At 31.8% G+C, this 25,533-nt stretch carries 26 protein-coding genes and 1 riboswitch; of the genes, 10 read left to right on the top strand and 16 right to left on the bottom strand.

All coding sequences use genetic code 11. The features are described 5' to 3' along the window. Window positions 1-72: 72 nt before the first annotated feature. Together LC076_RS14570 and LC076_RS14565 are read right to left on the bottom strand one after the other, a co-directional pair. The gene (locus LC076_RS14570; RefSeq protein ID WP_226669819.1) at window positions 73-252 is read right to left on the bottom strand and encodes a DUF2187 family protein; all 180 of its coding nucleotides are present in this window, start codon (window positions 250-252) and stop codon (window positions 73-75) included. A gap of 130 nt (window positions 253-382) precedes the next feature. Then, on the bottom strand, window positions 383-643 hold the full coding sequence (locus tag LC076_RS14565; protein ID WP_226669818.1) for a hypothetical protein: 261 nt from the start codon (window positions 641-643) through the stop codon (window positions 383-385). A gap of 397 nt (window positions 644-1,040) precedes the next feature. Here LC076_RS14565 and LC076_RS14560 point away from each other — a divergent pair, with 397 nt between their 5' ends. Further along, window positions 1,041-2,003: a D-2-hydroxyacid dehydrogenase gene (locus tag LC076_RS14560; protein ID WP_226669817.1), complete on the top strand. Its 963-nt coding sequence runs from the start codon at window positions 1,041-1,043 to the stop codon at window positions 2,001-2,003. A 49-nt stretch (window positions 2,004-2,052) separates the two neighbouring features. Here LC076_RS14560 and LC076_RS14555 read toward each other — a convergent pair whose 3' ends face one another. Both LC076_RS14555 and LC076_RS14550 read right to left on the bottom strand, forming a co-directional pair. Beyond that, on the bottom strand, window positions 2,053-2,388 hold the full coding sequence (locus LC076_RS14555) for a hypothetical protein (protein WP_226669816.1): 336 nt from the start codon (window positions 2,386-2,388) through the stop codon (window positions 2,053-2,055). A 96-nt stretch (window positions 2,389-2,484) separates the two neighbouring features. Then, window positions 2,485-3,078, bottom strand: coding sequence for a hypothetical protein (locus tag LC076_RS14550; RefSeq protein WP_226669815.1), 594 nt, complete (start codon window positions 3,076-3,078; stop codon window positions 2,485-2,487). Window positions 3,079-3,395: 317 nt separating this feature from the next. Between LC076_RS14550 and LC076_RS14545 the strand changes: the two genes are divergently transcribed. Beyond that, the gene (locus LC076_RS14545; protein ID WP_226669814.1) at window positions 3,396-3,842 is read left to right on the top strand and encodes a hypothetical protein; all 447 of its coding nucleotides are present in this window, start codon (window positions 3,396-3,398) and stop codon (window positions 3,840-3,842) included. Between the two features lie 214 nt (window positions 3,843-4,056). Here the strand turns inward: LC076_RS14545 and LC076_RS14540 are convergent, their stop codons facing one another. The 3 genes from LC076_RS14540 to LC076_RS14530 form a co-directional block, all read right to left on the bottom strand. Then, window positions 4,057-4,278, bottom strand: a complete 222-nt coding sequence (locus LC076_RS14540) for a YdbC family protein (protein ID WP_226669813.1) — start codon at window positions 4,276-4,278, stop codon at window positions 4,057-4,059. 64 nt (window positions 4,279-4,342) lie between these two features. Continuing rightward, entirely contained in the window at window positions 4,343-4,909 is a 567-nt protein-coding gene (locus tag LC076_RS14535; protein WP_226669812.1) for a GDYXXLXY domain-containing protein, read from the bottom strand. Continuing rightward, window positions 4,884-6,317, bottom strand: a complete 1,434-nt coding sequence (locus LC076_RS14530) for a DUF2157 domain-containing protein (RefSeq protein WP_226669811.1) — start codon at window positions 6,315-6,317, stop codon at window positions 4,884-4,886. Before LC076_RS14530 ends, LC076_RS14535 begins: the two co-directional genes overlap by 26 nt. A 425-nt stretch (window positions 6,318-6,742) precedes the next feature. Between LC076_RS14530 and LC076_RS14525 the strand changes: the two genes are divergently transcribed. Next, the gene (locus LC076_RS14525; RefSeq protein ID WP_226669810.1) at window positions 6,743-7,366 is read left to right on the top strand and encodes a cell wall hydrolase; all 624 of its coding nucleotides are present in this window, start codon (window positions 6,743-6,745) and stop codon (window positions 7,364-7,366) included. Between the two features lie 326 nt (window positions 7,367-7,692). Continuing rightward, a complete protein-coding gene (locus LC076_RS14520; RefSeq protein WP_226669809.1) occupies window positions 7,693-7,902 on the top strand; it encodes a YjzC family protein in 210 nt (69 codons plus the stop codon). Between the two features lie 395 nt (window positions 7,903-8,297). On the opposite strand, the gene LC076_RS14515 is transcribed toward LC076_RS14520, so the two are convergent. From LC076_RS14515 to LC076_RS14485, 7 genes are all read right to left on the bottom strand, one after another. Next, window positions 8,298-9,200, bottom strand: a complete 903-nt coding sequence (locus tag LC076_RS14515; protein WP_226669808.1) for a glycerophosphodiester phosphodiesterase — start codon at window positions 9,198-9,200, stop codon at window positions 8,298-8,300. Between the two features lie 144 nt (window positions 9,201-9,344). Beyond that, entirely contained in the window at window positions 9,345-10,007 is a 663-nt protein-coding gene (gene thiE / locus LC076_RS14510; protein WP_226669807.1) for a thiamine phosphate synthase, read from the bottom strand. A gap of 80 nt (window positions 10,008-10,087) precedes the next feature. Beyond that, the gene (gene thiM / locus LC076_RS14505; protein WP_226669806.1) at window positions 10,088-10,894 is read right to left on the bottom strand and encodes a hydroxyethylthiazole kinase; all 807 of its coding nucleotides are present in this window, start codon (window positions 10,892-10,894) and stop codon (window positions 10,088-10,090) included. A 159-nt stretch (window positions 10,895-11,053) separates the two neighbouring features. Beyond that, a riboswitch (TPP riboswitch) is annotated at window positions 11,054-11,162 on the bottom strand. Window positions 11,163-11,428: 266 nt separating this feature from the next. Continuing rightward, window positions 11,429-13,111 (bottom strand): hypothetical protein, encoded by a 1,683-nt coding sequence (locus tag LC076_RS14500; protein ID WP_226669805.1) that lies wholly within the window; start codon window positions 13,109-13,111, stop codon window positions 11,429-11,431. A 270-nt stretch (window positions 13,112-13,381) separates the two neighbouring features. Continuing rightward, the gene (gene fbp / locus LC076_RS14495; protein ID WP_226669804.1) at window positions 13,382-15,316 is read right to left on the bottom strand and encodes a fructose-1,6-bisphosphatase; all 1,935 of its coding nucleotides are present in this window, start codon (window positions 15,314-15,316) and stop codon (window positions 13,382-13,384) included. Window positions 15,317-15,934: 618 nt separating this feature from the next. Beyond that, window positions 15,935-17,752 carry a YhgE/Pip domain-containing protein gene (locus tag LC076_RS14490; protein ID WP_226669803.1) on the bottom strand — a complete coding sequence of 606 codons (1,818 nt, stop codon included), beginning with the start codon at window positions 17,750-17,752 and terminating at the stop codon, window positions 15,935-15,937. Beyond that, on the bottom strand, window positions 17,752-19,698 hold the full coding sequence (locus LC076_RS14485; RefSeq protein WP_226669802.1) for an efflux RND transporter permease subunit: 1,947 nt from the start codon (window positions 19,696-19,698) through the stop codon (window positions 17,752-17,754). The genes LC076_RS14490 and LC076_RS14485 overlap by 1 nt, the downstream gene beginning before the upstream one ends. A 265-nt stretch (window positions 19,699-19,963) precedes the next feature. On the opposite strand from LC076_RS14485, the gene LC076_RS14480 reads away from it, so the two are divergent. Both LC076_RS14480 and LC076_RS14475 read left to right on the top strand, forming a co-directional pair. Beyond that, window positions 19,964-20,527, top strand: coding sequence for a TetR/AcrR family transcriptional regulator (locus LC076_RS14480; RefSeq protein ID WP_226669801.1), 564 nt, complete (start codon window positions 19,964-19,966; stop codon window positions 20,525-20,527). Window positions 20,528-20,762: 235 nt separating this feature from the next. Beyond that, complete coding sequence (locus tag LC076_RS14475) at window positions 20,763-20,909, top strand: hypothetical protein (RefSeq protein ID WP_168714496.1); 147 nt, start codon at window positions 20,763-20,765, stop codon at window positions 20,907-20,909. A gap of 108 nt (window positions 20,910-21,017) precedes the next feature. Here the strand turns inward: LC076_RS14475 and LC076_RS14470 are convergent, their stop codons facing one another. Then, window positions 21,018-21,491, bottom strand: a complete 474-nt coding sequence (locus tag LC076_RS14470) for a YjdJ family protein (protein WP_226669800.1) — start codon at window positions 21,489-21,491, stop codon at window positions 21,018-21,020. A gap of 324 nt (window positions 21,492-21,815) precedes the next feature. On the opposite strand from LC076_RS14470, the gene LC076_RS14465 reads away from it, so the two are divergent. The 4 genes from LC076_RS14465 to LC076_RS14450 all read left to right on the top strand — a co-directional run bounded on the left by LC076_RS14465 (window position 21,816) and on the right by LC076_RS14450 (window position 25,080). Continuing rightward, window positions 21,816-22,124 carry a transposase gene (locus LC076_RS14465; protein WP_226669799.1) on the top strand — a complete coding sequence of 103 codons (309 nt, stop codon included), beginning with the start codon at window positions 21,816-21,818 and terminating at the stop codon, window positions 22,122-22,124. A gap of 413 nt (window positions 22,125-22,537) precedes the next feature. After that, window positions 22,538-23,125 carry a TetR/AcrR family transcriptional regulator gene (locus tag LC076_RS14460; RefSeq protein WP_226669798.1) on the top strand — a complete coding sequence of 196 codons (588 nt, stop codon included), beginning with the start codon at window positions 22,538-22,540 and terminating at the stop codon, window positions 23,123-23,125. Window position 23,126: 1 nt separating this feature from the next. After that, window positions 23,127-24,587 carry a DHA2 family efflux MFS transporter permease subunit gene (locus LC076_RS14455; protein WP_226669797.1) on the top strand — a complete coding sequence of 487 codons (1,461 nt, stop codon included), beginning with the start codon at window positions 23,127-23,129 and terminating at the stop codon, window positions 24,585-24,587. 346 nt (window positions 24,588-24,933) lie between these two features. Continuing rightward, window positions 24,934-25,080 carry a BH0509 family protein gene (locus tag LC076_RS14450; RefSeq protein WP_226669793.1) on the top strand — a complete coding sequence of 49 codons (147 nt, stop codon included), beginning with the start codon at window positions 24,934-24,936 and terminating at the stop codon, window positions 25,078-25,080. 129 nt (window positions 25,081-25,209) lie between these two features. Here the strand turns inward: LC076_RS14450 and LC076_RS14445 are convergent, their stop codons facing one another. After that, window positions 25,210-25,392 (bottom strand): hypothetical protein, encoded by a 183-nt coding sequence (locus LC076_RS14445; protein ID WP_226669796.1) that lies wholly within the window; start codon window positions 25,390-25,392, stop codon window positions 25,210-25,212. Window positions 25,393-25,533 lie beyond the last annotated feature (141 nt).

Below are 25,533 nucleotides of genomic sequence, written 5' to 3'. Positions count from 1 at the left end.
TAGGTTATAATATTGAAAATAAAAAAATTAGTGGCAGGAATCTTTTCTGCCACCTTTAGCTTGACACTAGTGTTATTTTTTTTTAATTTTGTAATTTTTATGATTCACAATTGTTTTTAAAGGTTCATCTTTATCTTTTGACCTTCCATATTGAACCATAACAGAATTTTCTCTTATGCCTGTCACAACACCTTCATGAGAAACATCTTCCCGTTTAAAGGAAATTACATCGCCGATTTTTGCAACGTCCATACCATCACCTCGATTTTTAGAATGTCCAAATTCAGTTCTAGAAATACCGTTCGTTTTTGCTTCGAGTAATATTTCCTTACTTTTTTAGAAAATCATTTAATGATTAATAAACTTATGAATCAGTTCGTTTTTACATAACCTTATCATTTATTTGATTATACATCATCTCTACGTCTTTATTTGATGCTTTTCTTTCGATTCCTATATCTTTTACTTCTTGAACTGCATCAATATTTGCTTCTAAGAAGATAAAAAGCGCGGTTATAACCCTTACTTCACCTGCTACTTGTTTTTGCTTTGTTAAAAAAGAATTAAATCCGCCTATTGTATCACTTTCAAGCATTGAGCTACTGAGATCTAAAAGAAATATAATTTCCTGTTCCATTTTCATTCATCATTATTCATCCTTTCAAATGTGTTCATGCTATAATTATAGAAGTATTTACTGATCATTTGCTCGATTTTTAGGCCTTATTTTGGATGATGAAATGATTACCGAAAATATGATATATGATCTCAAAGAGTATATTGAAGATCATTTGGAAGTACAATTGTTTGTTTCTCATTCTGAAAGCTCTTACCAAATAGATAAATTTTTGACCGATGAATTAGAGTCTTTTGAACTGTTATTCAACTTTGTCTAGAGAGAAATATAAATAATATATATTCAGTTGATGAGGCACTTGATAGTTTAGGTTTAGCAGCTATAAATTAGGGATATCTAAAAAAGTAAAATATACCATTATGTTTAAATGTGCGAAAAAAAATAAAACTTGAACGGAGGCAACATGATGACAAGAAAGCTTGTTATTACTCAAAATCTTGACGAATTTTTGTTAACTAAAGTCATTGAAATTCTTCCCGACTGGACAATTATAACAGGTAGTGATCCTTCGATTTGGGAACCACATCTTAACGATGCTGAGATCATCGCAGGCTGGAAAAAGCAAATGGAGGATACCATTTTACAAACTGATATCAACTTGAAATGGCTTCAAACCTGGAGTGCTGGTGTAAATAAGGTTCCATTAGATTATTTTCAAGAAAAAAAAATCCACGTTACCTCTGCGAACGGTGTTCATGGGTATCCTATTTCCGAAACGATTTTCGCATTGATGTTGTCATTCACAAGAAAAATTCATACATACGTTCGTCAGCAAACAAAGCAAACTTGGCATCACGCGAATATGAATCAAGAGCTTCATGAAAAAACAGTTGGAATCATTGGTGTTGGTCATATCGGAAGAGAAACGGCAAAAATCGCTAAAGCATTTGGAATGAAAGTGTTAGGAATTAGAAACTCAGGTGGTCAGGAAGAAAATGTTGATGAAATGTACACTTCTTCTGATTTACATAAAGTACTACCACAGTGTGATTTTGTCATAGTCACCTTGCCTTTAACTGCAAAAACGAAAGGTTTATTTGGGAAAGTGGAGTTTGAATTTATGAAGAATTCGTCTATCTTTATCAATATTGGACGTGGTGCAATTGTAAAAGAAACGGAACTAATTGAAGCTCTTGAAACACAACAAATAGCTGGAGCCGGTTTAGACGTGTTTGAAATAGAACCTCTTCCAAAGGACAATCCATTATGGAAAATGGAAAACGTCATCATTACTCCACATACTTCCGGAAGTACAGAACACTACAACCAACGTGTAATAGAAAATATTTTTATTCCAAACCTTAAAGATTATCTTAAAGGGAAAACGCCATCTGTTAACTTACTTAATTTTGAAAAAGGCTATTGATATCTTCATTATAAGGAAGCTAAACTTTACGGTTTCCTTATTTTTGAGCTTATTTATTGATAAAGCCTTTTCCAATCACAGTTTTTTTGTCTAGATCAATAAAAACTATGAGTTCATCCTCTTCTTCGGAATTATTAAATGTAACTGAGTACACCTTTTCTTTGTCATAATTTTTGTGAAATAATAATTTATTCTTTTCAGTAACATTGACCTTTTCAACTATCGAATCCTTTGGGCTAACTGGAATGAAGTCTTGTTCTTCCTTTGTCAGGCTATGAAATGCAATCATCTCAATTGATAAAGATGATGTTGATTCATATTCCATACACCCAGCTAACATAATGTTCAATAGTATTAATACTGGTAAAATAGCAAACTTAGTCATATACCTCACCTCGTTTGAATTAGACGGTTTTGTTTTAAACTTAGTTACAAAAAACAAGAAATTTATCAGGGTTAACTGATATGACAAGTGTTTAAATTACCCTTTTTCACTATAAAGAATCGCTACTTTCCTAAACACAAAACGATTAACAGCCTTCAAGGTTAATAAACTTAATTTAAGCCATATCCAGCTATACAAAATGGAAAAAGCGAAAATATAAAGAAATATTTTACTATCAAAATTTGTCGTAATAGTTGGTCCGAGAATAGGAAATTGTAAAACATAAAGCAAGCACGTCATACCGACAGTCAAACAAAAACTAGAAAACACAGTAATTAACACAGAATTACGGAGAATTTTGAAACCAATTCCTAAAGCAAGTCCAAGTAATCCAGTTGTAAACGGAAAAATAAGCAACTCACTTGGTTGAGTGATGGCTAACAAAAAGATTGTAGAAACATAAGTCAAAAATCCAATCTTCAGCGATAAAACTGAAGCAATAACAATCGGCAATGTTGTTAAGGTACTCAATACAAAGCCAACACCAACAAATATACCTGCTGACTGAAAAATACAGGCTAGAGAGGCTAATACCGCACCTAAAATTAATTTTGTTGTTCCAGTATATATATTTCTTTTCATTGATTTAATTTCATCTCGATCGTCTAACAAGCTTTTTAACCACTCCATTGCTTCACCACCTCAATTTAAAAAATGCTATTTTGTTTCGTTTTAGACCATGAATTAATATTTTTAAACGCTTTCTTTATAACGAATTGATATTGGAGCCATGGCATGTATTCTTTTAATAAGGCTCTATTCTAGAATATTGTTGTTTACATTCTTTATCTTGTTTTGCTCCTTTTACACAACTCATTTTCTCACTATCTAGGAAATATCAATTAAAGTATCGGCTAATATTGGAAGAACTATTCTTACATAAAAACGAAAGAATAATGAAACTTAAAGAAAGCTGTGAACGTCTACTTTAATAAAGGAGGTATTTGATGAAATTAAAGCAATGTTCTTTTCCTATCTTTATAATGATCTTATTTACTTATCTTTTAATTCCATACAAATCATTTGCAACGTCATGGCCTTATCCTTTTGTTGTTTGGGATGGGTATATTTATGTAGTGAATGATGAGTATGTTACAGACATTGGAAGTGAAATTGGTCGTGTCACGAGATTTTCTGATATGGAGCAATATGCTGGTAACTTTTCTAACTCATATGAAATAGGTACAAAATATTATTCTATTCAAGGAATAGGTACTGAGGAAGCTATCGCTATTCAGTTGGATAATGGAAGGTTTAAAAAAGCTGTTAGAAAAGAAGAGTATACTTATGGAAAAGAAATGTATAACTTTTTTAGGTTTTTCATTTTCTTGGTTTTTTTCATTGTAATAATAGGAATTGGCATCCTTATAATAGAAAAGAAAAAGGTAAAGTAAATTTTAAAAGCTGTTTTCGCAAATTGAGAATTTCATCAATATAACAAATTGTTAAATAATAAGAATTTCTTTATAAATCAGCATATCTTTACGAAAAAAAGCTAAGAATTTCCTTAGCTTTTTGATCAGTTTCTTCTATTAAAAAAACTCAATATACTTTACTTATCAAATACACTTTTTAAAGCGATAAGCAACTAAGATAAATGTTGCTTTACTATAAATCCATGTTATTCAAAATTCCTTTTAATTGCACTAATTCATCTTTTGAAAGAGTTAGTCCTTTGCCCATTTTCTCATGACTTGAATCCCAATCACGAATATCATACTTTGGCTCACGATCATTCCAACTAATTAAGTTAAGCTCTCTCTTCCAACCTTTTTGTCCTTCTGACAGAATTGCTATATTTTCAATAATCTCAAATTTAATATTTGCCATTTTTAACTCCACCTATCTACGTAATAGTATTAGATCTTAAAATTTCTTACTAAAATATCTTAATTCACTTTACACTCTTTAAATCAGTGAGAAGTGGGTATCCATTATAAATTTTTACTGAAACGAGTACTTGGCCTTGATTTGCTTGGTTTTCTAACTCAAGTCCTGTGCCTTCTTCAACATAATACCGTTCAATTCCATAATCAATAAAGACCGATTTTTTTGTTTCAGCTTCCTCATTCCAGCTATTATCTTGGATAAAAGGACTCATTTTCCCTTTAATATACAATCCATTTGGCTTTTCTTCACCTACAGATACAGCCTCAAAGATGCCCTCTTCTCCTTCACGAAGAGAAACGAATACAGTTTGTTTTCGCTGGTACTCGTATTGATCTAATTTTCTTTTTATTGAAGGTTCAATAAGAGACACATCGATTTCTTCAATTTCTAAATCAAGTGTTACATAATCTCCATAAAATAGATCTCTCGGATCAACAGGAATAGTTGCAAGAGTTATTTCCTCACCTTTTACCATTGTACTTACTGGTTTAATTAGCATACTAATTAGTACTAGAAGTGGGATAAGTAAGGAAATCCAAAACATTTTACTTGGTTTTCTTTTTAGACTCACCTTTACCCTCTCCTCTTCTTGTTTTTTCAAACCAATAGCCTAATCCTAACAACAATAAGCCTCCGAGCAGAAATGCAATCGACTTATTCATAAACACTAAGGAAAGATCAACATAAAAACGAAAAATTAATAAACTGACAAGAAAAACTCCGAACACTTTATTTTGGTAAACCAAATACATACCATATACAATATAAGCTAATCCAAAGAAAATCCATAGTTGGGTAAATCCAAGTCCTTCATATGAGAATGGAAATGTTAATAAAATTCCCGTAATTAGTTGAAAAACGAGTCCCATCCACTTCATCACATCTTCATACTCTTTTAAACAGTAATGAGTATAAATCATTCCAATCACAAAAATGACAATGAAATAAAAGAATAATATATCTATACCCATGTGATATAACAAGAGAGATAAAAACTGAATACCAATAATACTATTAAAGATAAAAAGCACATTTGATTTATTCATGAACATATGACCAACAACAAACAGTAACACAGCGAATAAACCAAAAATCAATAAATAAGCGAGATAATCAATGGCTTTTACAAACAATGTAAACTCGACAAATTGATAAAGTAGAATGAAATTAACTAAAATTAAGTACTTCTCTTTAGGGTATACATATTTACTTAAAGCAAAAAGCCCAATTAAAATTAGAATAATCCAACCCCACCGAAGTTCACTATTTAGCATAAATTGTAATTCAATAAATTGATAAAGTAGAACAAAATTCGCAATCAATAGGTACCGCTGAAATATGTTTATTAATCGAACTCCGATAAAAAGTAACGGCAAAATAACAAACAACCACAAAGAAGGTTCTCCATTACTTGGAATCATAAAGGTTAATTCAATCGCTAAATAAAATAAACCAAAACCTACTCCGTAAAGAATGTTATATCTAAGATAAATCGCTAAGGATAGTATCCCTACTGCCCATGCGATTAGTGCTGAGCCTACTTCTCCACCCAAATGAAACATTTGTCCAATATAAAAAATTTCAGCTCCATAGATAAAAGCTCCAAGATAGTATAACGCTTTGGATGTATGTGGTCTTTTTTCTTCAGCTAACCAAGCTAGTACATAAGATAAAACAAGTGTACACAGTAATAAAACAAATTTTTCAATATTTGTCATTGCAGACCAATTACTCGCAACAAAACTGAGTACTCCAAGTCCAATTAGAACTGCACCGATAATTGAAATAATTTGAATGGAATTCAGTGTAAACTTTTTATTCGATACTGGCGTCTTGCTTGGTGGGGAAACAGGATCAATAATTTCATACTGTTCAAGGAGATCATTTGCTTGATTTTTAGATAATTTACCGATTTCTTCAAGATAGTAAAACTCTTTTTTTAGTATGTCATACTGAAAAGAAGTAATCTTTCGTTTCATATACTGAAACCTCCTTTCTAAATTATATAAATGGTGAATTATTGAGAAGTAACTGAGTAGGATGTTCTTTTCAAACCACTAGCATGTAGTACATTAAATAGACTATTTATTCGACTTTTATAACTATATATTACCATAAATATTGCTGAGTATTATTGCTCGCAAATAAGGTGAAAGGAAAAATGTATGGAGACAGAAAACGTTATATAGTCAATAATGTGGAAAAAAATGTTAGGTAATAGATAAAGATTTTATGATAAAAGAACTATTTTTCTCCGATGAAAATGACCTAAAAGCCCCTAATATCATCGTTTTCTATGTTCTTGTATTTTCTATGTAATCTAATTGTAACACTATTCATTTTTTTTCTTACATAGAAATAAGACAAGAGTTCAAAAAACGTGATCTACTAGGAGGACTATATTGTGAAGAAACTAATATTTTTACTAACATTCCTGACAACTCTGTTTATGGCTGTGCCATCTTTCGCTTATACTGTTCAAAAAGGTGATACAATGTCTGAAATTGCCAAACAAAATGGATTATCTTTAACTGAATTAGCAAAAGCAAATCCACAAGTAAAGAATCTTGATCTAATTTATATCGGTCAAGAAATTCATATAAATAAATCAAACACCCCACCCCAAAAGCCAAGTAGAGGAAAAAGAAACGAACATAAAATATCGGGAATCTCTCAATCAGACTTTGATTTATTGGCTAGAATCGTACGAGCTGAAGCACAATCAGAACCCTTTGAAGGAAAAGTAGCAGTTGCTAGCGTTGTCTTAAATCGAGTAGAAAGCCCAAAATTCCCAAACACGATTAAAGAAGTTATTTACCAACGTGGACAATTCCAACCTGTTGCAAATGGACAAGTTAACAAACCAGCAGATCAAGAATCCATCAAAGCCGCGCAAGCAGCACTGTCAGATATGAGACATATTGCAAAAGGTTCATTATTCTTCTATAATCCCGACATCGCAACAAGTCGTTGGTTAGATTCAAGAGAAACAACGGTTGTGATTGGCCAGCATGTGTTTAAGAACTGACTATGGTATGTGGTGTCTTTCATTTTCTGTGTAGTGTAAAAATTGGATGAATTCGTAGTTATTTTCTAGATAAAGAGATTAGCTAGAATAAAATAATTCATTTTTTACTGCTTTATAAATTATGGTTGACTAAACTAAAACTTAGGTACGTACTCTTTTCGGAATACTGATTAAATTATTTCTAAACTGTTTTCATTTCAAACAGGTTCATAGTCTAATAGTCTTTTTTATCATTTGGAAAAAAGTAACTATTTTACCATATATTTAGGGTGTTTATTATCTTATACTTACGTAGAAAAATATTTTTCAAAGGAGGAGTTGTTTTAATGGCTGCTACATTAAAATCAGGGGAAACCGCAACTCAAACAGGTGTTTATGTAGAAGTAGGACATGGTGGAGGAAAAGTGAAGAAAGCACAGCGTATTGAAGTAAAAGCTGGTGACAAATTACCTGAGCTAAAACCATACACCATCACAATTGAACATAAGGGTGAAAAGAAAACGAGAAATCGTCAACATCGTTGGCTTCTTGTTTAATAATAATTAACTAGGCTTAATTATCCCTGTTCCAAATCAACAAGTTATATACCAATGAAAATAAGTGCATTTATATTGAGAATGCAAATAGGCTTGGATTTTGAAGAGAAATCCAGGCTTTTTATTTTGAGTACTTTTTGTTTGTAGCATCCCTTTACAAGTAAATAAATTTATTTAGAAATCTTTTAATAAATTAATAAAGAGTAAGGGCTTTTAATCAAAGGAAATGTTTTTCCCGCTTACATATTTGTCGTATTTTGTCTAATCGAAGATAAATCCGGAAAATCGATGATAAATTTCAAGAATCGAAGATAAATAAGCAAAATCGAAGATATTTTCAAAAAATCGAAGATAAATGACCAACTAGCAGATTTCTAGTCTGCTAGTTGGTCATTTTATTTAGATTCACAAGCCAATTCTTTCAAAACTTGTTGAAAAACGTCAGGATGGTTTGTAAATATACCAGTTACACCCCATTTTATTGCTTTTTCCATATCTTCTTTTGAATTTATGGTATAAGGATGAATGTGCAGGTCACTTTGCCTTACTTTTTTAACATATTCTTGATCAATTTTCTTAAAGCTTGGACCTATTCCTATTGCATATTCTTTTATTGATGCTAGTTGCCATTCAGTTAATATTCCTGTGTTTGAATAGGATATCAGCTGAACTAATGGAATATTTTCGTTTAGATGATGGATTTTTTTAAGGCTTTCTGAACTGAAGGACTGGAGTATCACGTGACTTGATCGGCCATTACCACCTGTTAAGTTATATTCTTCTAGTAACTTCAGTAACTTTTCTTCCATACCAGGATAAACAGTTGGTGATTTTGTTTCTATGTAATAGTTCGAACCTCGTCCAAATGTTTTGAACACTTCTTCTAAAGTTGGTACTTTGATTCCTTCGTATTCCTTTTTTGCATATTGTGGATACTTTTCATTATACCATGATCCTGCATCTAATTCCTTGATTTCGTTAAGAGTCTTGTTTTTGACTAATCCAGTTCCATTTGTTGTGCGATCTACTCTTTCATCATGCATTGCAATAAGATGTCCATCACTTGTCATCTGAAGGTCTATTTCGATATAACTCCCCTTCATTTTCTTTCCCATTTGATAAGAAACAAGTGTGTGTTCTGGTGCATAAGCTGATGCCCCGCGGTGGGCAACATTCAATATTTTCTCATCAGGTATTGGTGATTTCGACTGATTTATGGCTTTAATAATAGGTACAGCAGCTTGAAGAGTAACAACAAATGTCAAACAAAGGATAATAAAAATTTTTAGATTATACATTCTACCAATAACCCCTTAAAATAAGGATATCATTTACTTTAAAGATAAAATGTTAATTTAATAATAGTAGATTGTTAAAATTGAATTTACAAAAGGAAGACAGGAAATTTAGATTATTTGATAAAATAGAAACTTTCCTAGATTCTACTTCAAATATGACTTAACCACACTATTTAGCTTCCTAGCACTTTCCAATGGATCTTCAGCTAAGCTTATTACAGATATGACGGCTACACCATTTCCACCATGTTCGATAACAGGAGACGCATTTTCTGCTTTTATTCCACCGATACCTACAATAGGGATATTTATACCTTTATTTCGCACTTCTTTTATTAAATCTGTTCCTTGTGCTGTTTTGGCATCTTCTTTCGTAGTTGTTGAGTAGATTGGTCCTATCCCTACGTAATCTGCTCCTTCGGCAATTGCTTTTTCTACTTCTTCGAGAGAATGAGTGGACACTCCTAGTATTTTATCGCCGATCTTTTTTCTAACTTCTTCTGCTGTTTCATCATCCTGCCCAATATGTATTCCGTCCGCATCAAGTGCAACAGCTAATTCAACATCATCGTTCACAATAAAAGGAATCTGATTTTCTTTGCAAATGGTTTGGAGTTGTTTGGCTAATTGATATTTTTCATCTCCAGTTAAAGCTCCAGATCCTTTTTCACGAAATTGAAAAAGAGTCAACCCACCTTTTATTGCTTGTTCAAGAACAAAAGTAGGTTTGTTTTGGCAATTGTTACTTCCCATAATAAAATAAACATTCAACAATCTTCGCATATTATCATTACATATTCGTGACAATCTATTTTCCTCCTAATTTTCGGTTACATGTTCACCGAAGCTGAGCTAGTTTTTAACACCTGATATTGTTAGCCAAGTTTTCAAAGTTTTTCTACATTAGCATGGTGACGAATTTCTTCTGACGTAATAGTAGCTAATGCATTTAACAACTCAATCTGAAAACTACCTGGTCCTTTTCCTGCTGTTTGTTTTGCAGCAAGCTCTGCAGACACTCCATATGTAGTAATTGCTGAAACTGATGCAAGCAGCAAATTCTTTTCAACAGCTGAAAATGCGCCAACAACTGAGCTTAATAAACATCCAGCACCAGTAACCTTAGTAAGGATTGGGTGACCATTGTGAACAACATAAGTTGTTTCTCCATCAGAAATTACATCATCTTTTCCTGTAATAATAACTGTTGTTTGAAGTTTTTTTGCGGCGATTTGCGCTAATTCAATCACATTGCCACTTCCTTCTCCAGCATCTACACCTTTAATTGTCCATTCTGTTCCAATTACATTGGCAACTTCAGCAGCATTTCCTCTTAAAATAGAAATGGTTAACTCATTAACAATTCGACGAGATGTTTCTGTTCGATAAGGTGTTGCACCTGCCCCTACTGGATCAAAAATAATCGGTACACCATGTTTATTCGCTGATTTACCTGCAATCAACATGGCTTCGATTTCTTCATGAGATAAAGTTCCAATATTTAATACAAGTGCACCTGCAATTTTGGCCATATCTGCTACTTCTTCTTTTGCATACGCCATAACAGGTGATGCTCCTAATGCCAAAAGACCATTTGCTGTAAAATTTGTCACAACAACATTCGTAATGTTATGAACAAGAGGATTAAATTCTTTGACTTTTTTTAACGTTTGTTCAATTTGCTCTGTTTTCATAGAGATTTCGTCCTTTCTTTATTGGATTTCACTTTATTAATCTTCTGATAAAATGGAAAAAAATAATTGATTGACCTTCTTGAAAAATGGCTTATGTTCAGATGACATTTTTTAGCTTTTTACACATAAAAAAGCACATTGCATAGCGCAAAGTGCTCATAGTTTACCTAATCACATTCCCTACGCTGGCATTATCCAACAGGTTACACGGTCAGTAACGGTATAGTTACAATCTCAGCCAATTTCCACTAGCACCCGGATCATTCAATTAATCGTAGTTTACTTAATTACTAGTAAAAAAACAAGGATTTGTGCTTCTTATCAATTAATAATCTTTTCTAAAAGGTTGTTACTAATTATTTCTTTATATGATAAAAAGGTTTATCTGTCGAAATAAAGATATCACTAGACTTTATACAAAGTTGTTTCCAATAAGAATCTAAAAACAACAAAGGTTACGAAATCAGCTTAAATAAAAGAAATATAAAGTGAGTAATCCATCACTAGTGATGTGGATTACTCTTACTGTCTTATTTACTCCTCAATAAATGGAGCATCTTTCAAGTGATGGGTTTGTTCTCTTAAATAGTGACTAAAATGTTCATATCGTACCCAAGAAACTGGAATTTTCATTTCCAATTTATCTGATTTATTGTAAACAAAAATAAATCGATTTGATTTTTCTACTTTTTTAATATCTACAAATGGTAAAGTCGTTTCTTTTTTACCTTTTTTAAATAGTAAATCAAATCCACCAATGGCAACCCATCTATTTTTATTCAAATGTTTCTCAATGATTGTTCCAATAACCGCAATGAGAGTTGCAAGTAGTGGAAGATATAAATTTTCCTCGGAGATTCCTTCAAATAACACTTGAATCCAGCGCAAACCAACAATTCCATAAAAGAACCAAAGTCCTTTACTAATTTTTCTATGACTTACATAAAATAGTGATTGTTCAAGCTCTTTTTGATCATCATTTCTATTCGTAAAAAATGCTTGTTTATGTTCCTCGATGGACAGAGAATCGAATTCAACAAATTCTGTGTACGTTCCTTCCCAAGAGTATGCTGTATCATCGTCATCTTCAAGACTATATGCTCCTACCCATCCAATGTAAGACATTCCGGACTCTATAAATTTCATTAAATAATACCTAACAGGCTGACCATAGGAATTTTCTGTATCAACTTTGTCAATAACTGTTATTTCGTCAGTATATTTGCTTATTTCAGAATCTTCGTCCTCAATATTTAGAATATGATAAAACATCTTCGTTTTAGCTAACAAAGGTTGTTTGTTTTCTTTTATTGGGTAAAGATGTTCTTTATTTGCATCCTTTAATTCAAAATAAATCATCTCAGCGCTTTCAATATGTTGAGCAATTTCTAATAACATTTTTTCTTCTATTGGTATATTTTTTTCGATACATACTAAAATGGCTTCAGATTTAATCAGTGGATCTTGAAACTGTGTTGCTTCTTTTAGGAAATTTTCTGTTTGTTCATTATAATAATAGCTCATTAAACTTAAAAGAAACCTCATCTCATTACGAACAGTAAGATAACGTACTTTCCACGCTTTATAAACAAACTCAGTTTTATATTCACTATCGTATGCCAAATAGTCATCTCTTTTGCTTTTATACTCTTCAACCAATATCGGAAACATCTCAGTTTTTTTAAATCCTTGATCTCCAGATTCATTAAGAGATAAAAGAAGTTGAAAAAAAGAATATTTATAGTGCTCAGAACTAAATAGGTTCATATTTTTTTCTAGTATATTTTTAACTAAAAAAGGATATTGTGATAGTTCTTCTACAGGTAAAATCAGTTCTTCCGTTTTCACTACCACTTGAAGTTTATTTTCTAGTTCATATAGAACTTTATCGTCTTCTGTTAGTAACAAAAAACTTATTGCGCGTTCTTTTGCAAATAGATGGAACCCATCAAAGTACTTTAAAACGCTATCAATAACTTCCTGCATTAAAAAGTCACATGCAAAATCAATTAAATAATAAGAAGGGATGTCCCACTTATCTACTGGCTCGGGAAAATCACGTGACGCAAGCTTCACCATATCTACTAAAACATCAACTTGTACTTCTAAGCTTTCATCACCTTTTAAATAGGCAAGTTCATCTAATCCTTCATACCGCTTAGCAGGATCTGAACTTTTGACTTGCGACATGATTTTACGTAATTTTACTTCTTTCATCGATATTCCCCTTTTAAATGTAAAATGGTAGAGAAGCATGTAACAATTTATTTTAATACGTGTAATCTAGATACGTCAAAGAGTTAATTGCAAGAAAAAATAATATCTCATCCATTTCATCATTAATTATTAGTGAAAATAAAAAAGATAATCTGACCAGTAATACTGGAAAGATTATCTCTTATTTCTTCTAAAATAGAAATCTTTTTCCCACTACATTTTTACCCAGGGTTTAGGAATATTAAAGTTAAATAGTCCTTCATTCTTCCTTTACTTCATATATCGATATTCCATCAAACTATTCAATATAGAAACTTCTTGTAGTAGTTCTTCTCCTACATTCGTTTCTAGCACCTTTTTTCTCTCTAGTTCTTTATCAACAATTCTTTTAACTGATAACACATCTGTCCCGTTTAATAGAACATCTTCTTTTGAATTAAAATGTTGATGAGCCACTAGCTGCATTCCAAATGAATTATACAATAATGTGTAACCAGCAATCCCGGTTGTTGATTGATAAGCTTTAGAAAATCCTCCGTCAATAACGATCATTTTCCCATTTGCTTTTATTGGATCTTCTCCGTTAATTTCTTTCACTGGTGTGTGTCCATTAATGATATGACCTTGATTAGGATCTAGTTCAAATTCAGCTAGAATTTTTTCACACGTTTCTTCATTTTCTCGTAAATGATAATATGGATTCTTTTTCTCTTTATGTGTTGATTTGTCTTTAATAAAATATCTTTCAAAGGTTGTCATCGCTCTTTTACCAAACAGTGAAGAGTATTCACCCGTCCATAAATACCAAACCATGTCTGTTGCAAGATCATCCGTTTCTTCTGGATGTGCAAAAGAATGTCGTAAATAATGTTCAAAAATATCTAGTAGCTCACGACCAGCATACTCTCTATTTTCGATGATCATTTTTTCCATATTTCCTTGTTCATCTAAAGGAATGCAGCCATGAATTAATAAATTTCCGTTATATCTTAAATAAAGACTCCCTTTTTTCATGAGAAAATTCATATGTCTTGCCAGTTTTTCTGAATGTTGAACAGAAAATAACAGCTTGTCCATCACCTGTTCTTCTTCTTCTAACAACTGATCAGGTTGTAATGGATTAATCGTTGTAAAGCATGTATGGTCTAGTGGGTATTTTTTTCCTGAAATCGTAATTTCGTTTGTGTCATAATCTATTTTCTCAAGTAAAAGTCGTTCTGACATATTAAACGTTGGCCGTCTCTTGATAATTGGACTTTCAAGCTTGAACTGAATCATTGCGATCGCTTGATGAATTTTTGTGATTTGTAATTGCTCTTCTTCAAAAATAGTTTCATCTGAATGAATCTTCGGTCTAAAAGCAGGATTATCTTGATAGTACTTTTCAGCTAAATTAAGCAATGGTCTAAGATTGATACCATACACATCTTCAATAATATCTAGATTATTGTATCTAGCACAAATTCGTATGATATTTGCTAAACAAACCTTTGAACCAGCAAAAGCACCTATCCATAAAACATCATGATTTCCCCATTGAATATCAACTGAATGATAATTAATGAGTGCTTCCATAATTTGATCAGGCTCAGGTCCTCGATCATAAATATCACCGACAACATGTAGATGATCTACAACTAATTTCTGAGTTGTATAAGCAAGACCTGTTATAAGCTTATCAGCTTGATTAAGGGTAATAATTTGTTGGACAATTTTAGCATAGTAAGGTTCTTTGAAGTTTGTAAATTCATCCGTTTTATATAGTAGTTCTTCTATGATATATACGAACTGATCAGGCAGTGCTTTACGTAATTTCGAGCGTGTATATTTTGAGGAGGCATAAGAAATGAGTTTAATCATACGCTCAATGATAACGGAGTACCACTGATGTAATTCTTTTTCATTATCAAAATCATTCTTAATGAGTTGAATTTTTTCTTCTGGATAGTAAACTAATGTGGCAAATTCTTTGATTTCTTTTTCGGTTAATACTTTTTTATAAATATCTTCTATTTTTTCTTTTACCTTTCCAGAGCCATTTCTTAAAACATGCTGAAAAGCTTGATATTCACCATGTAAATCACTAACAAAATGCTCTGTGCCTTTTGGTAGATTAAGAATTGCTTCAAGATTAATAATTTCTGTCACTACTTTTTCTTCACAATCATATTTCTGGGCTAATAAATCTAAGTACTTAGTGTTCAAAATTATGTATCCCCCTTCACAACTACCCTCTATTTTACACTACGAAATATAGATTAAAATACTACTATTTGTATTATATAAACTGTATCTTAATTAATTTCAGGGTCTTTTATTATCTTATAAACTAGTATATCAGATACTGAATTTTCTAAAAAGTTAAATCACCTTAGAAATGTGAGATCACTAACTATCACATGCGATCTTTAGTTTATAATTTTCATTTCATCATGTGGAGTAAAAAGCTGTGCTCATGACCTGTATTTTCTTTTTAATGGTTTGTATTTCTTTGAATGGCGCGCAAATCCAAGTTAATGATGTGTAATATCTCTTTTATGACCTGTATTTTCTTTCTAATGGTTTATATTTCTTCGAATGCGCGCAAATCCAAGCTTATGATGTGTAATTTCTCATTTATGATCTACATTTTATCTTTAATGGTCGACATTTCTTTGATATCAGGACACATCTTTCTTGTGACCTGTAAATTGGTTTATTTGTAACAAAAAGTTCCTCTAGTCGGGGGACAGTATCTATTCCTCATACATATACATTTCTAATTTATGTACAATTACATCAAAAAAGGTACTACCCGTTTGGATAGTACCTTTCTCCATATTACTAAGAAAACAACTCCATAAAGCGAGTCCAGAATCCTTTTTCTTCTTCAGGTTTTTCCGTGACTTTTGGTTCTTCTTCCTCTTGCTTTATACTTTCTGTTTTGAAGACAAATTGAACTGAGTTAATTTTTTCATTTTTAGGTGAAGTAAAGGATACAGCATCGAAGTCAGATTTATCGAACTCTGACATCATTTTATCCACTTCTTTGTTCATTGTAGCAGGTAAGTCACTTGTAGATTCATAGAGTTCTGTAGTTCCGTCGTGTAGTTGACTAACACCGTTTTCTAGGTCACTTGTACCTTGAGATAATTCGTTGATTCCATTATGCAGACTATTATACGAGCTAGTTAATTGACTTGCCCCTTCTGTATAATTTACTAATCCTTTATGAAAGTTCTTATAATTGGAAGCTAAACCATTTATACCTTCCTGTAATTTAGCGAGTGAATCATCTATGTTCATTTGTTCAAGAGATGTGGAAAGCTCTTTTGTCATATTGTCTAAATTACTTGCCATTGCTGTAAGAGTTCCGCTAACTTGCGGAAGTGTAGCATTTACAGAAGTAAATGCTTTTTTTGATGCTGCGTAAGTTTCTTTTGCAGTTATTGAAGCTGAATAGGTTTCTAGTAATTGATCAAGTACTTTCGGATCTGCTCCACTATTATATAAGTTTTGAGTTTGTTCTTCTGTAATGACGTAGTCAGGAATAGAATTTATGGCTTTGTCGAGTGAAGAAAGTGCTGCTTCATAATTTTCTTTTAACGTCATTAAGCTCTTTGATGTTTCTTTTAAAACAGCTGACATTTGCTTGAGTCCATCTTCTAGTTTTTTGAAATCAGCTAGATCAATTTGCTCTGAATTATTTGCTAATGAACCATTCATCGCTTCAAGTGCTTGCTGAATGTTTTTCGAACCGTTAATTAGCTCAGAGGAAGAATCATTGAGTGCATTCATCCCATCACTATATTCCTTTGAACCACTTTGTAGACTTTTTACACCATTATTTAATTCTGAAACTCCTGTTTCTAATTTTGCAACACCATCATTCACTTCTTTTATCGCATCTGTAAGAGTTTGCATATCACCTGTCATATCATCAATATCTGGTGCATCAATTGACATGGAAGAAGGAATTGCAGATATGTTAATACCTTCTAGCTCAAAATTAATAACGTCTGCTTCAAGTACTAATTCCTCTTCCTTTCCAGGCATCACTGTGAATGTTACTTGCTTGTTTTTCCCTGCATTTGCTAGCATTCCGTCAGGAGCTTTAATGTTACTGTATTGGTCAGTGTTTAGGGAAAGAGAAATTTGTAATAAATAGTTTTCAAAAAAGATTGGATCTACTTCATTATTGGCAGAAGTAGCAATCTTAATTTGAATATGCCCCTCTTTTCCAAGAATCTCTTTTGGTGTTATTTCTTTTCCATCCATTAAATATGAAATGGTGATATCCCATGGCAATGGATTTTTTTCATTCATATTACCTTGATAATAAAACTTCCCTTCTGGAGCTGAGAACTCCACAGAATGATTATCTTGATTTAATGAAGATAAATTTGTTAAATTTTTCAGACTAGAATACGGTCCATAATCAATGATCTTTCCCGCTTTTTCTATGTCTAATATGTTTACAACATAAATTTCTTGTTTTTCACCAGTTGCACTTAAGTTCGCATAAACAACCTCGTCTTTTGAAGAAAATTCCCCTTTTTCACTAGAAACTTCTTCTGCTGTTTTGTTATCTGATTCAGCTTTTACTAAAAAAGATGGCATCATTATTATACTTATTACGAATAATATTAGGATTTTTTTCATTATCGGTCCTCCTTAAAAAAGTTTGCTTTCCATGTTGTTTTTGTAATCAATTTATCAAAGACCAATAAACATGCTGGTAGGAAAAACACAACCATAATAAACGCTAGTAACGCTCCTCTTCCAAGTAATAAACCGATTGATGTAACAATTGGGTTTGAGGAGGTAATCCATAATATAAAGCCAACGCTTGATAATATGGAAGCTGAAATTCCTATTGCAAATATTTTCTCATCTAATGTTCTTTTAATAGCTGCTAGTGCAGGCATTTCCTGTCGATATTCCTTATATGCATCTGTCAGTAGGATCGCATAATCCACTGTTGCAGCTAGTTGGATAATGCTGATAAGCAAATATCCCACATATACTAATGGAGAGTCTGTAAAATAAGGAACAGATAAATTGATCCAGACGGCTGTCTGAATAGTAAGCAATAAAATAAAAGGAATCGATATTGATTTGAAGGTTACGAATAAGACGAAAGCCACTGTTAAAACTGTTAGAAGATTAACTAATTGATTATCTTTTTGAACAATATTTTTTATATCGTATAACGTTACACTTTCACCTACCATAAACACATCTTGATCATAATAGGATTTTGCTTTATCTTGAACTCGCTCAATTAAATGAAAGGCTTCTTCTCCCTCATTTTTTGTTTCAGTTTGGAGGATGATTCGTGCATAATTTTCTGAATAAAATTGATCTGTAATGGACGAATCTAAATACTCAGGTGGGATTGCTGCACTAACTGTGTTAACAAAAGCTAGAACACTAGATACATGTTCGATTTTTTCTAAATCCTGCACTAATTCCTCTTCTTTTGCGACATCTCCTTTTGGAACAAGTAAAACAATTGGTGTACTTTCACCGAAATGTTCTTTAATTTTTACAATATCACTACCAGCTCTTGTATTCTCTGGTTGATCTCCGATTCCATAGATAAAATTTGTCTGACTTTGTGCTAAGAATGCAGGTACAATCACAAGCAGTACAAGTAATATACTCGGTATTTTCATTTTCACTACAGCATTTCCTTTGTTTTTGATGCTCGGTAGCAAAGGCTTATGTTTTGTTTTATCAATCCATTTATAAAACAATAATGTTAATGCTGGTAAAAAGATCATGACACTAATAAAGCTTAATAAAATTCCTTTTACTAAATTGATTCCTAAATCTGCCCCGATTTCAAAATTCATAAATGTTAAGGCAATAAAACCAAAGAAAGTTGTTGATGCACTAGCTGTAATCGCAGAAAATGATTTTTTCATAGCGAGCTCCATCGCATGATGAGGATCTTCTACTTTTTTTCGATAATCTGCAAAACTATGAAGTAGGAAAATGGCGTAATCTAGTGAAACAGCTAGTTGTAGAATTGGTGCAACAGACTGAGTTACAAATGAGACTTCACCAAGAAAAATATTTGTTCCCATATTAATTAACACAGAAACACCTATTGCTGTTAAGAAAAACAATGGTTCTATCCAAGAATTAGTGGATAAAACTAAAATTAATATGATAATCGGCACTAATAAGGCAGCTGCATACATTGATTCAGTTCCAGCCATTTTTTGTTGTGTTGCCGTATTCAGTGATTCTCCAGACATTGCATTATCTTCTCCAATGAGTTCATAAATGTTATCTGTTATGACAACTTCCTCACCCTCACGAATGCTAAATGAAAATAATGCTTTATTATCTTTATAATACGTTTCAACAACAACTTGATCAGCCATTTCAAGCGGTGATTTTAGATCAATTGCATCATCTAACCATGTTACATTAGAAACACCGTCTATTTTCTCCAGTTTATTTTTAAAATCAAGTGCTTCCTGAATGGTCACATCTTCAATCATGATTCGATTTGTAGGAACACTTCCCTCAAATTCTTCTTGCATGATATCCATTGCTACGGTCGAACCTGCATCATCTGGTAAGTAGTCTGTCATATCGTAGTTCACTGATACTTTTAAGGTTGCTATGGCACAGAGTACTGTCAAAACCATAAATGTAATCGCAACGGCTTTTTTATGTTTAATAATTCGTGCTGCTATGTTAATTGCTATTCACCCTCTCTTGCTACTTTTTCGTATACACTCTATTATTATATGGACACGGTGTTGTCTATTCAACAAACAGTTATTCTTCATTTGTGACTTTTCCAACATATTTATTAATTATGTCGGATAACTCATAAATTTAAAGGAGATTTATATGAGTACTTCTAAATTAGATCGAAGAAAAAAATATACCCGAATGGTTTTAAAGGATAGTCTTATCCATTTATTAAAGGAAAAGCAGATTTCTTCCATTACAGTTAAAGAGATTTGTGGTAAAGCTGACATTAATCGCTCGACATTTTATACACATTATCATGATCAATTTGACCTTCTCGACAAAATTGAAGAAGAACTTATTGAAGATATGAAAGGATATTTGAGTCAATACACTTACGAAGATGATGATATACAGATGATTGAAAGATTATTAGAATATTTTGCTTCCAAAGCTGAAATCTGTAAAACACTTCTTAGTGAAAAAGTTGACACTACCTTTCAAAAGAAGGTGATGGTCGTCGCCCAACATTTCTTTATGAATAACTGGCAAGCAAATAATCACATTGATGAAGAACTATCTGAATACTTGAGTATCTTTGTCATCAGTGGAAGTATCTATGTGACAAAAAGCTGGTTAAACAATGGAATGGACAAATCTCCAAAAGAAATGGCGGAGTTGATAAACAGCATGATCAAGAATGGATTAATAGGGGTACAGTAACAGTACCTCTATTCCAATTAACACTTACTAAACACTATCCCCACTTGCTTAAATTAGTAAATTCTCCTATGTAAATTCAATAAATAACATTTCCATATCATTTTCCGAAAAATCATCTGATATTGATATTGGTTTAATCTCAAATTGAGATATATAATAAAAATAAGAAATCAAAGAAATCGTTTACACGAAATGTAACAGCTTTGTTACTTCCCATACATTAGGAGGATTTAAAATGAGTAAAGTAGCCAGAGATTCAAAAGTGAAGGAACTATTAGCAAAACAAAAATTCAATGAAAAAGAAATGTCTGAAATGACTGATCCACAGATTGAATATTATCACTGGCTTTATTTTGAAGATTCTGTTTATGATTATATGTAATTAAATACCTCAATAAATATAATGTCATTTTAACATTGAAAAGCCTAAACCCTCTATTAAACTGGGTTTAGGCTTTTATTATGAAAAACTAAGGAACTTCAGATCGATTTAACTTATCACTTTCCTTAATTTCGTTTCCAATTGAAAATTAATAGTTGATATCGTTGTTAAACATATACCACAAATTATAAATAAGAAAAACAGGATCCGACCACCAACTGTTATAGAATTAATTGTTAAGTAACTAACGAGAAAACATCCTCCACTTAAAAAGAAAAGATAATAAATAAACCATTTTCGCTTCTTTAAAGTATAGTTGCCAATAAGAATGAGCAAATACATACTGCTTAAAACCATGATAACAGGATAAGTAGGTAGAAATTTAAAAGCATAGATAAAATAATCTAATTGTGAAATGTCACTCTGATTGTTTACTCCTCCATAAAAAAACGTTGTAAAAGGTGTAGAGTACTTCCACTCCCATGGATTATTCAGAATTGCACTGCCTTCATACCAAGAAGCAGCTGTTGAAAATAAAAATAAAATAGAAAAAATGCCAAATTGAATGATAAAACGGATCATAAATGCCTCCTGTATCTAAGTTAAATCTATTTCTTATATAATACGATTTACTCAAACTTTAATGGGAAACTTTTCACTTCTCTTTCACTGATTTGTCAAGTGACGAATCAACCAAGGATAATTTTAAAAAAACTTTAAAGATATCCTTTCCTCGACTTTTATATTTTACCATAATCACCCAATTTAGTTCCATCAGAAACTAGGTTCATTTCTTCAAATCTTCCTATGTATGTTTAGGATTCAATCTTCTTGATTTTTAAGCTACTTTTTATTTATTCTGTTTAATTCATTTTTTTTTTGATCAAAATGATATGTGAGGTGATCATGATGAATATCGTTTTTATTTTGGGTAGTATTGCTACTCCTATTTTAATGGTTGTACTTTATAAAATATCATATAAGTTCCAGATTTATTTTCACATACTCGCATTTCTATCAGTTCTAATTTTTGGTAATATTGCTTCCATTGCCATACATAACATTATTAAAGATGATAAAGTCTTTATGACCAATATTCATGGGGTATTTTTAAATCCTTATTTCTTATGCACTGGAGCATATTTAGGAATTTATTTACTTTATCTAATTATTATAGGGATATTACATGATGTTGAATATAGAAAAAATAAATGATTTTAACAATCCAATTTTTATGAAGAAGGAAAACTTCTCTTATAAATAAACAACTAATTCTTCATAAATAGTTTTCAAAAACTACTATGCTAAGACAATCCTCTTTCATTTAGATAAATTCATATACACGAATTGATTTTCGTTTTTTAAATAAACAGAGAAATTAATTTACATTTATTATCATAGTGTTTTGCGTCTATACGCATTGTCCTCACAATTAAGAAATCCTTATTAAACCGAACAACTTCCCCGAACATTTAATCAGAAGTTTATTAAATACTTATCTTTATATTCAGAAAGTGAACGTAAAAAGTCTTTCATTCATTTAGCGCCATTTTAATTGACTTTACCTAAATCATTGATTATATTTATGTAGACCGATCTCTATAATCCATTGAAAAGGTGAGTTTTAGGTGAAAAGCAAAAATAATACACGAGATATGATATTAGAAACTGCAAGCCGTTTATTTCAACGTCAAGGGTATAACGGCACAGGAATCAATCAAATCATTGAGGAGAGTGGAACACCAAAAGGATCTTTGTATTATCACTTTCCAAATGGAAAAGAAGAGATTGCTATCGAAGCAATTCAGCTCGTAAAAGAAAAGATCCTCGAACAAACGAAAATTGATTTATTATCAGCAAATGATGTGACATCAGCCTTTCAACAGCATATAAACAATATTGCCGATTTTTACGACACGGAAGATGTGACAGAGTGGTTAAAAATAGGATTATTGGCATCAGAGACTGCATCATCACATGAAACTCTACGTCTTTCATGCGAAACAGCCTTTACAGAAGGTCAAAAACTTTATGCTGATATATTAAAAGAGCATGGCTATGAGAAAAATTTCGCACAAGAATTAGCTGTTACAATCAATGCTTTATTAGAGGGGGCAACAACAATTTCTTTAACTCGTAAAAGTGGTGATACATTGCGAGTTATTGCTAATATAATACCTACTTTGCTTGAGAACAAGAATAATGGAGGAAAATAGAATGAATTTAGATAGTCAAAGCACCAACTCAATTGAAAGGGAAACGAGTGAATTTAAAGTTGTTCCAATTCTCGTTTCTTTCCTAATTGCCGGATTTATTGGTTTGTTCAGTGAAACAGCTTTAAATATGGCATTAGGCAATTTAATCACTGATTTTGGAATACATGAAACAACTGCACAATGGTTAACTACAGGTTACCTTTTGACTTTAGGAATTCTCGTACCTGTTTCTGGACTTATTTTACAGTGGTTTACTACAAGACAATTATTTATCGTATCAATTGTGTTATCGATTATTGGTACACTTATAGCTGCCCTTGCACCAACATTCGGGTTTTTAATGGTAGCACGTGTTGTTCAAGCCATGGGAACAGCTCTTATGCTCCCATTAATGTTTAATACCATTTTATTAATTATTCCTCCTTATAAGCGTGGAAAAATTATGGGGTTATTGGGTCTTGTGATCATGTTTGCTCCTGCAGTTGGACCAACATTATCAGGACTTATTCTTGAGTCACTTACATGGCATTGGATCTTTTGGATTTCACTACCATTTTTAATTGTTGCATTAATTTTCGGATCATTTTTTATGCAAAATGTATCAACACCAACAAAACCTAAAATTGATATTTATTCGATCATACTATCAACTATTGGTTTTGGTGGAGTTGTGTATGGATTTAGTAGTGCTGGTGAAGGTGGAGGTTGGGGAAAACCAATTGTGATCTTTTCTATAGCTATCGGTTTTCTATCTTTGGTTGTTTTTTGCATCCGTCAAACAAAAATGAAACAACCTATGTTAAATCTTCGTGCCTTTAAATATCCAATGTTTGTTGTTGGGTTATTGTTAATTTTAGTAAGTATGATGATCATCTTATCTTCAATGATTTTGCTACCATTATACTTACAATCATCTTTAGCACTAAGTACATTTGCTGCAGGACTTCTCCTCCTTCCTGGTGGAATTATAAATGGTCTACTCTCTCCTGTTATGGGAGGATTATTCGATAAATTCGGACCAAAATGGTTAGTTATTCCTGGACTTGTGCTTGTCACAGCAGCATTATTTGGATTTTCAACCATTGATCTAGAAACAACTTCTGCCTTTATTGTTTCCATGCACATCATCATCATGATCGGTGTATCGATGATTATGATGCCTGCTCAAACAAATGGATTAAATCAATTGCCACCTGAACTTTATCCAGATGGTACGGCGATTATGAACACTTTACAGCAAGTAGCGGGTGCCATTGGAACAGCAGTAGCGATTTCTATACTATCTTCTGGGACTGATAAGTATCTACAAAGTGTCACGGATGTAGCTAATCCAGTCAATCAGCTGTTAGCCTTTACATCAGGAGTTCAAGATGCCTTTATCTTTGCGATAGTCGTTTCTATCGTTGGCTTTATCATTAGTTTATTTATTAAAAGAGTCAAAGTTGAACAACAAGCTTCTTAATAACAAAAAATAGTTGAAATCTGTGTGTGTAAACGGATCCTCTGCCATATATGGGAGAGGATCCGTTTTTTTATTGCACAAATTAAAATATTAAGAACAAATCTAATGTTAATTCATAATTATTTATACAAAAACGATAATCAGGTTATTGTAGTCTAAATGCAGAATCCACCCTTCCCTCTTTGTTTTACCTTAAATAACATTTCAATATAAGTTTGCTAAAAATCATCTATAATTGATATTGGTTTAATCTCATTTTGAGATATATAATAAGAATAAGAAATAAAAGAAAACGTTTACATCAATGTAGCATCATAGTTACTAACATATAATAGGAGGATTTAAAATGAGTAAACAAGCCAGAGATTCAAAAGTGAAGGAATTGTTAGCAAAACAAAAATTCAATGAAAAAGAAATGTCTGAAATGACAGATCCACAAATTGAATACTATCACTGGCTCTATTTAGAAGACTCTGTTTACGATTATATGTAAGTAGTTCATTTAAAATAAATAGCTTATATCTATAAAAACATATAATGAAAAAGCCTAACCCTTCATAAGGATTAGGCTTTTTCATTTTTACCAGAAAGAAATGACTTATCTATACAAAAACAAAAACTTTCAAAATTGAAGCAAAGTAAAATTGTTAAGTAATTCTCTTTCATTAATTGATATTCTTATAAACAAATCTTTCGTACGTAAAACAAATTCTTTCACACCTATAAATTCTGATTCTGCTATCAAAAAAAATTCTGTTCCCTTTTTTATCCCTTTAAAGTCATTATTCAGCATATATCTCTTCATGCTTTTACTAAATTTCTCCTTCAATATATTCGCAGAACACGTAGTAATAATCTAAGTTCTACCTCATAATTAAGTTGCTATATATATTGAATACAGCTTTTTAAAAAACACTCTAGTTAAAGTTTATGAATTTTGTATTCT

Origin of the sequence: Metabacillus litoralis (assembly GCF_020524045.1) — a bacterium.
GTDB lineage: Bacteria > Bacillota > Bacilli > Bacillales > Bacillaceae > Metabacillus > Metabacillus litoralis_C.
Note: the sequence above shows the minus strand (reverse complement) of the source record. Positions and strands in the feature narration are given on the sequence as shown.